This is a genomic window from Parachitinimonas caeni (genome assembly GCF_030129945.1).
Lineage (GTDB): Bacteria > Pseudomonadota > Gammaproteobacteria > Burkholderiales > Chitinimonadaceae > Parachitinimonas > Parachitinimonas caeni.
In genome coordinates, this window is the sequence record NZ_JARRAF010000092.1 from 1 (window position 1) to 3,688 (window position 3,688).

Consider the following 3,688-nt stretch of genomic DNA (forward strand, 5'->3'; position numbering starts at 1 on the left):
ATGAGGGGCCAGCAAGGCCCAAGTGGCGTCGCTGATGTCATGCCGGTGGAGGCTGCTCATGTCAATCCTTATAAATCGCAAAATACTCTTATTCGACTAAATCCTAACTCGTGACGACACTATCTAGGCTGAGGACCGTCAGACCAATGTATTTGTCTAATGACATTAGCCTAACCCGGTTTTCCGTTCCGTTACACCTCGGACCCCACCATCAGCATTATATCCCCAGCATTTGACCTTGCCATCTTTAAGCAGTGCGCAACTAAAATTACCACCCAGAGCCAGGGTGCGTATCCCACTTAGTTCTGACACATTGACAGGCGTGTCAGAAGGGAAGGAGCTGCCACTGCCGAGCTGTCCATTCCAATTACTGCCCCAGCACTTAGCCGTGCCATCGCGCAACACAGCGCAACTGTGTAAGTAACCGTTGGCAACATTGATGACATTAGTCAGTCCTGGCACCCTGACCGCAGTGAGTGCATTCGTCCGGGTGCCATTTCCAAGCTGGCCGAACTGATTGAAACCCCAGCAGTGGACCCCGCCATCTTGAAGCACAGCGCAGTTGTGGTTACCGACCGCAGTGAGCGCGGTTACATCATTCAGGCCTTGAACTTCAACTGGGGTTGCGGAAGAGATGTTATTGCCGCTGCCAAGTTCGCCATACTCATTTTTGCCCCAGCATTTCACTGTCCCGTTTGCGATCAGGGCACAACTATGAGTTAAACCTAAGGCCAGAGCAGTAACCCTACCCAACCCTTTGACGTTGACCGGTGCAGCTGAGCGTATGGTACTACCATTCCCCAGCTGACCATGGCTATTCGATCCCCAGCATCGCACTTCGCCATCGGTCAGGAGCGCGCAGCTGTGAGACTCTCCCAAGGACATGGTTTTGATAGTCGGTAGATCTGCCACCGCAAACGGTAATGGACCAGTTCCCGGCCTGCCATTGCCGAGCTGGCTGAAAGTGTTGTCGCCCCAGCATTTCACGTGACCGTCACTGAGTAAGGCACAACTGTGAGACTGACCCATTACCAGCTTCCGAATAGCTGGTAGCGATTTGATTTCTATGGGAATACTTTCTACGTGGACCTTTCCTTGATCGTCATAGAGAAAGCCCCAGCATTTAATAGACAGGTCGCCCACGCTGGCGCAATTCGCATCAGTCCGATTCCCCGTCAGTGCAGTAATACCTGATAGGTCAGGAACTTCGATCGGCAAGGTAGCGTCAGCGTTGTGGGCATTCCCGCTGCCAAGGTTGCCATAGGAATTGCGACCCCAACATTTTACCTTGCCACTTTTGAGCAGAGCGCAGTTGTGACCTTCGCCTGCGGTTACGACAAGCACCTCACTCAATCCTCGCACTTCAATTGGCTTGCCGGAATCGTAGTGAGTGCCATCTCCTAACTGACCATACTGGTTGAATCCCAAACACTTTACCTTGCCATCATTTAACAGGGCACAGACGTGACTACCACCAATCGTTAGCGAGACCACCCCACCAAGGTTTGCTACCGTCACAGGAGTCAGTGCTTCGTAAAAAGCACTATTGCCAAACTGGAAAGAGTGACTAGCTCCCCAGCATTTGACCTCATCAGAATTTAGAACAGCACAACTGAGTTGTTCCCCTACCGCCAGAGTGGTCACCCCCGTCAGCCCATTTACCTCGACCGGACCATTAGTGATAGAAGTATTGCCACTACCAAGCTGCCCATCGTGGTTGTTCCCCCAACATTTCACCTTGCCGTCTTCCAGCAGAGCACAGTTGTGATAGCTGCCCAAAGCCAGGGATGCAACGCGATCCAGCCCACCAACAGGGAAAGCCAAAGGCGAGGAGATCGTGGTGCCATTACCTATTTGGCGGTACTGGTTTTTCCCCGGCAATGCACAGTACCTCCACTCACAATGGCGCAGCTGTGGTTTTTACCCGTCGCGATGTCCACCACGTTTTGTAGTTCGGGAACAGGAGGAGTGGTTACAGCGTGGGCAGTGCACAGATTGGCTAACAGACAGAGTCCGATCAGCACACTGCCGCGCCAGCGGGGCGAGCGAGAGGAAAGGGACTTCATAGTAGGAAGGATCGCTTCAATGCAGAAAATGACACGGACAGATTTTACCGGGCCAGCTGTTGCCATTCGGAACAGAAGGGGAATGAGTATGGCTGGAAAAATTGCGGAATATAGAATTTTGCCACTCAAGCTGAATAAAACCCGATTATCCCGTTTGCAAATTTCCACAGAATGTCAAGTCAAATGTCCTGTGGTACGTATTCCCACGACAGAACGATAAATCACCTCTGGTTTGGTGAATGTCACACCAATCCCTTACACTGCCGCCCCCATTTCAGTGCAAGGAGCCGCCATGCGCGATCATCATGATCAGGTCACACTGGAGTTGCCGGTTGGCAATGTCCCCAAAAAGCGGGGGCGCAAGCCGCTTGGCCTGGCGGCGCGCGATGCAGCAACCCGCAAACGCGAGCAGCGCGCCCGACAGGCGGCGGCGATTATTGAACGTAGCGCCAATAGCTGGACGGAAGCTGAGTGCCTGGCGGTATTGATGGGCACCCGCTGGCGCGGCACCGAAACTGATCAGGCGGCCTGGCAGCAGCTGGGGCGATTGCGGGGGTTTGTAACAGGGGAACGCCATGAGTAATCCGTTGACGGCATGGCAGGCCGTATGAATACCCCTCTATACACGCCAGAACCATTCGCTCGACGAAGTGCTCATGCGCAAATAGAAACCTGATTGCGACGATGGTTACGATGCATCCCCTTATCGGATCGCCTGGAATTGGTGCGGCAACTCTGGCCGCTGAACTATCGCTTCGCCCTTTCTCTGGCCAGGTCATCACAGATCCCCCTGGCCGACGCCGTGTCATTGCTGCGGGAGGGGGCGTACCGCCTTCCTGGGAAGCGTAAGGAAGGAAAAGGGGTGGCCTTGACGACACAACAGAACCCCTGCGGCGCCCAGCCACACGGCTCTGATCGATATCGTACCCCCCACCCTGTCCTCGTCAGACAGGCGGTACCCGGCTTGCCTCGCCTTGGTCAATCAGCCCGCGCAAGTCTGGACCCGGCGATGTCGCCCTCAGGGTTGACCCTGTCAACGGATACGCCCCACCGCACCGAACTGACGGTGGGGTGGGGCGGGAGCCGGGCTTAGCGGTCACGGGCCATGCTGCTTGGGCTCGCGGCAGTGGAGCGGGTCACATCGACGTCATACCAAGGGGTGATGTTGATCGGGCAGCGGTAACGGAAACCGTCTTCGCCGATCTTCACCCGCACCGTCTTGGTTTCCTCCGGATTCAGACCAAAGCCGCCCAGCAATTCATGCGACTTCTGATCCTGCACATTGAACCCGACAAACTTGCCGGCCTTGTTGGTGACGACGAAGTCGTAATCACCGGGTTTCAGGTCGGTCAGGGTTTCCTCGGCGGCGAAGTAACCGTTGTACTCCGTCAGATGAATCGTGGTGACGCCATCCTTGGTTTGCGGTGTTGCGCCAAAAGCAGGGGCGATCATGACAGCGGCCAGGGTCAGTTGGGCGGCGAGTTGTGCGATGCGGTTCATGGTATTTCCTTTCCAGTATTCAATCAGTTCAAAGTCGGTCAATCGCGGCGGGCTCAGGCGGAGACCTTCGGGAAGTCGATCTCGACGCGGCTGGCCTTGCCCAGGATGTTGGTCAACAGATT

General features: G+C 55.2%; 4 protein-coding genes. 1 reads left to right on the forward strand and 3 read right to left on the reverse strand.

Annotated features, from left to right (window positions below; genetic code table 11):
* Positions 1–165: 165 nt before the first annotated feature.
* Both PZA18_RS23545 and PZA18_RS25515 read right to left on the reverse strand, forming a co-directional pair.
* Positions 166–1,881 carry an RCC1 domain-containing protein gene (locus PZA18_RS23545; RefSeq protein WP_284103340.1) on the reverse strand — a complete coding sequence of 572 codons (1,716 nt, stop codon included), beginning with the start codon at positions 1,879–1,881 and terminating at the stop codon, positions 166–168.
* Positions 1,851–2,132, reverse strand: coding sequence for a hypothetical protein (locus PZA18_RS25515; protein WP_407951211.1), 282 nt, complete (start codon positions 2,130–2,132; stop codon positions 1,851–1,853). The genes PZA18_RS23545 and PZA18_RS25515 overlap by 31 nt, the downstream gene beginning before the upstream one ends.
* Positions 2,133–2,358: 226 nt before the next feature.
* On the opposite strand from PZA18_RS25515, the gene PZA18_RS23550 reads away from it, so the two are divergent.
* Positions 2,359–2,649 (forward strand): hypothetical protein, encoded by a 291-nt coding sequence (locus PZA18_RS23550; RefSeq protein ID WP_284103341.1) that lies wholly within the window; start codon positions 2,359–2,361, stop codon positions 2,647–2,649.
* A 506-nt stretch (positions 2,650–3,155) separates the two neighbouring features.
* Here the strand turns inward: PZA18_RS23550 and PZA18_RS23555 are convergent.
* Positions 3,156–3,688: hypothetical protein (locus PZA18_RS23555; RefSeq protein ID WP_284103342.1), on the reverse strand; the 533-nt coding region annotated here is incomplete at its 5' end.